Raw genomic sequence first — 3,747 nt, forward strand, 5'->3', positions numbered from 1 at the left:
TCATTCCAAAGAGCGGATGCCAGGGATAGGCAACCGTGGCGTGACGCAAACTGTATGCTGAATGTCGTACGTTTCCCCTTACGCCCGCGAAAACAGAAGATCGCTCCAGTATGGGGATCCTGGGCAAGGATCTGCTGCACCATCCGCGCAAGCCCATTGATCCCGCGACGCATGTCGGTGGCCCCGCAGCAGAGATAGATACGGTCGGTCGGGACGACGGTGATCATCTGCCGAGCGCGGCTAGCACGCGGAGCAGCGCTTCCTCGCTGACATCGCCGCCGACGACAATGGCGGTGCCATCGGTCAGCCGGATCTCCATCGCGCCAGAACTGCCGCTGCACGGTACCGCTGGAAGGTCTTGCTCCGCCAGCTCTACCCGCGCGAACGATGGCGCGGGCCTGGCAGGCAGACGATCGATCGTTCCGTCCGCAACCTGCCGGCGCCACGAATAGATCTGCGCCGGCGAAACCTCGAAACAGTGTGCCACCTCCTGCACGGTCGATCCCGGATCGTAGCTCGCCTCCACAATCGCCCGCTTCTCATCGGGCGACCAGCGCCGACGCGACGACATCCGCCCGATGATCGTGGTCCTGGGCGCTGCAGGAATGATCGTACGATCAAGCGTAGGATCATCCTTACGCGCCGCACCATGGTCGCTAGACGATCGTTCGATATCCATCACGCGCAACGACCATCTTGGGACTCGCCGCGCAAGGCGCCCTCACGCACCGCTTACGGTAAGCCAGCACCGTTCGACCCAACGCAAGGCTTGCCGGCCGCGATCCGATGAGAAGCGCCTGACGGCGGACATCGTCCGCCTGGCATCGGATTATGGTCGCTATGGCTATCGGCGGATCACCGCCTTGCTGCAGCGTGAAGGCTGGCATGTGAATGCCAAGCGGGTTGAACGTATCTGGCGTCGCGAGGGGCTGAAGGTCCCGCAACGGCAACCTAAACGTGGCCGTCTCTGGCTGAATGACGGATCGTGCGACTTCGGCCGCAATATCGCGGCCATGTCTGGAGCTACGACTTCGTTGCCGACCGTACCCATGACGGCAAGGCGTTCCGGATGCTCACCGTGATCGACGAGCACAGCCGCGAATGCCTGGCGATCCATGTCCAGCGGCAGATCAAAAGCGATAATGTGCTGGCGGTGCTGGCCGATCTGTTCACCCGGCACGGCCCACCAGCGCATATCAGGTCGGACAATGGCGCGGAATTTACCGCCACTGCGGTGCGCGAATGGCTAGGCAGAATCGGCGTCAAGACGCTCTACATCGAACCCGGATCACCCTGGGAGAATGGATACTGCGAGAGCTTTAATGGCAAGCTGCGCGACGAACTGCTCAACGGCGAGATCTTCTACACCATGCGTGAAGCCGAGATCCTGATCGGACGCTGGCGAAACCACTTTAACAGCTTCAGGCCGCACAGCTCCCTAGACTATCGTCCACCAGCCCCAGAAGCCATCTTGCCTCGCCCTGCTGGTCTGCCCTACGCTCCGCTCCGGTCAGCCCAGCAGGACGATCACAACCGCCGGAACTCTAACTTATCCGGTGGACCACCCTGATGGGGCAGGCCACATGAACTCAGGTTTGGTAATGTGCCCGAAGAGCTCATTGAGCAGATCGTCGCTCTCTTTCTCCCCAAGGCCCTCGACGGCAATCGTCATCATCGGGCTGACAAACAGGCTTTTGCGGCCAGTTTCCGGATGGGTTCGCACAAGCGGATGAGACCGAGCCGGCATCGCCGCCTTTTCGGACTCAGTCAGTTTACCGCCATATTGCTCAGGATATGTATGGATCGCTCGCAGTTTATCGATCCGGTCGCGAGCTGTGTCAGGCAGAGCTATATAGGCTGCCTCAAGATCGGCAAACAAAGTATCAGCACCTTCTGGAGGAACCTCAGTAGCATAGAGAACCGCCCCCATGCTTGGCTTGTCAAGGTATGTGATATCCGTGTGCCATTCGTCCGTTTGGTCGGTCTGAAAACCTATTGGTTTTCCATCCTTAAGTATATTGGAAAGAATGGTGACTTCTGGATATCCTTCCAGAAAGAACGGGTTCTTAGGCCCCCCGTCATTTACCGGACCGAATTTTGAAGTGAATGCGACCTGGTCATCCGGCTCTAGCGTTTGATTGCGCAACGTTATAACCTTATAGTCCAGAAGCGCCTGCTTGACATACTGGAAGCCATCTTCGTCCAGTACACTTTCACGGACGTCGGCACCATTGATCTCAGCACCGATCGTCTTGCCCGATCGGACGCACTTTCAGCGTATCGGTTGTTCCTGCTTCACTAGCCATAGTTTCTACTCCTAACCCTGCCAAGACCACTCAGAACCTCACGGTGAACTCGGCGCCATACGTTCTCGGCTCGCCAAACCGGCCGAAATTGGTGATATTTCCAACGGGAAACGTCTGGCCGATGTACAGCTGGTCGGTCAGGTTTTTGCCCCAGAAGGCCAGGCTGAAACGCTCGTCCGCAGTCGTCAGCGTGATGCTTGCGTCGACGAGATGCGTAGCCTCTCGGGGAATTATGTTTTGGACGTTCGACTGCAGCGGGGACGTGTAGGAGTAGTTCACATTGAAACGCATTGACCCGAAATCGCCCAGTTTCGTCTCGTAGCTGGGGTTTACGTTGATGCTCCATTCCGGGGCCCGAGGAAGTTCAAGAAACGTTGCATCTTCGCTGACGCCGTCATTGTTGAGATCGGCGGTGAATTCCTTGTAGCGCGCATCGAGATAGCCGAGCGAAGCGGAAAGGCGGAATTGCGGTGTAATGATCGCAGTCAGCTCAGCTTCGATGCCCTTGATCTCAACCTTGCCGGCATTTGCGGTTAATGTGTCGAAACCCGCGCCGCCCGGTGAGGGTATAACCTGGGTCGTCTGCAGGTCTCTATAATTGACGTAGAAGCCGGCAAGGTTCAGCCGAAGACGGCGGTCCAGAAATTCGCTCTTGAGCCCCACTTCGAACGAGTCGGCAACTTCGTCACCATAGGGACCGATGGTGCTGAGCTGGTTTGCACGGCCGTTATAGCCGCCGCTGCGGAAACCCCGCGCCCATTTGGCATAAACCATGCTGTCGGCAGACAGCTTGTAATCGACACTGGCTTCCGGGCTGAGCGACGACCATTTATGGCTGTCGCCGATCCGGATCGGAATGCCGACCGGCTGCCGTTCGAACGTCTTGCTAACCCACGTGTAGCGCGCTCCCGCGGTCACGCGCAGGCGATCCGTGATCTTATAATTGAACTGACCGAAAGCAGCCTTGGTCTCCGACCTTTGACTCGTATCGCCGACAAGAAAAATGTCTTGGCCAAATTGCCAATTGTCTAAGGTGAAATATTTCCACCAGTTATAATAGCCGCCGACCAAGATATCCAACCTATCAGTTACGGACGACTGCAGGCGCAGCTCCTGGCTGAATTGCTTTGTATCCGTTGCGCGCGGCGTATGCAGCAGGATCAACGGTGTGGCGTCGACATCCGCGCCAATGTCTTCCTCCGTTTTGCGGTACCCAGTTATCGAAGTCAGCTTTGCCCAACCCGCATCGTAATTTGCGTTCAAAATAAACATCTTGGAGTCAAAGAAATTCCTGGTAAAGTCATTGTTAAAAACTGTGAATGGGTGATCCTCGAACGGTTGGCCGCTTGGATCCGTGCCTGGAAAACCTAGTCACCCGGAACTGTAATCCACCTCATTGATTCACGCCTCTTTGAGGAGATGAACAATGCTAGGTCGGCAG

General features: G+C 57.0%; 3 protein-coding genes and 2 pseudogenes. 1 reads left to right on the forward strand and 4 read right to left on the reverse strand.

Going from position 1 to position 3,747, the window contains the following annotated elements; genetic code table 11:
• Together tnpB and tnpA are read right to left on the reverse strand one after the other, a co-directional pair.
• A partial coding sequence (gene tnpB, locus L3X40_RS21215; RefSeq protein ID WP_237367331.1) for an IS66 family insertion sequence element accessory protein TnpB occupies positions 1 to 227 on the reverse strand: 227 nt, incomplete at its 3' end.
• Complete coding sequence (tnpA, locus tag L3X40_RS21220; protein WP_237367332.1) at positions 224 to 679, reverse strand: IS66-like element accessory protein TnpA; 456 nt, start codon at positions 677 to 679, stop codon at positions 224 to 226. The genes tnpB and tnpA, both read right to left, overlap by 4 nt.
• A gap of 58 nt (positions 680 to 737) precedes the next feature.
• Between tnpA and L3X40_RS21225 the strand changes: the two are divergent.
• Positions 738 to 1,570 (forward strand): annotated as a pseudogene (locus L3X40_RS21225) (IS3 family transposase); the annotation flags it as partial.
• On the opposite strand, the gene L3X40_RS21230 reads toward L3X40_RS21225, so the two are convergent.
• Together L3X40_RS21230 and L3X40_RS21235 are read right to left on the reverse strand one after the other, a co-directional pair.
• Positions 1,550 to 2,248 carry a TauD/TfdA dioxygenase family protein gene (locus L3X40_RS21230; RefSeq protein WP_272908115.1) on the reverse strand — a complete coding sequence of 233 codons (699 nt, stop codon included), beginning with the start codon at positions 2,246 to 2,248 and terminating at the stop codon, positions 1,550 to 1,552. The pseudogene L3X40_RS21225 and the gene L3X40_RS21230 sit on opposite strands and share 21 nt — an antisense overlap.
• 88 nt (positions 2,249 to 2,336) lie before the next feature.
• Positions 2,337 to 3,635, reverse strand: a pseudogene (locus L3X40_RS21235) (TonB-dependent receptor); the annotation flags it as partial.
• Between the last annotated feature and the right edge of the window lie 112 nt (positions 3,636 to 3,747).

Source organism: Rhizorhapis sp. SPR117 (genome assembly GCF_021742065.1).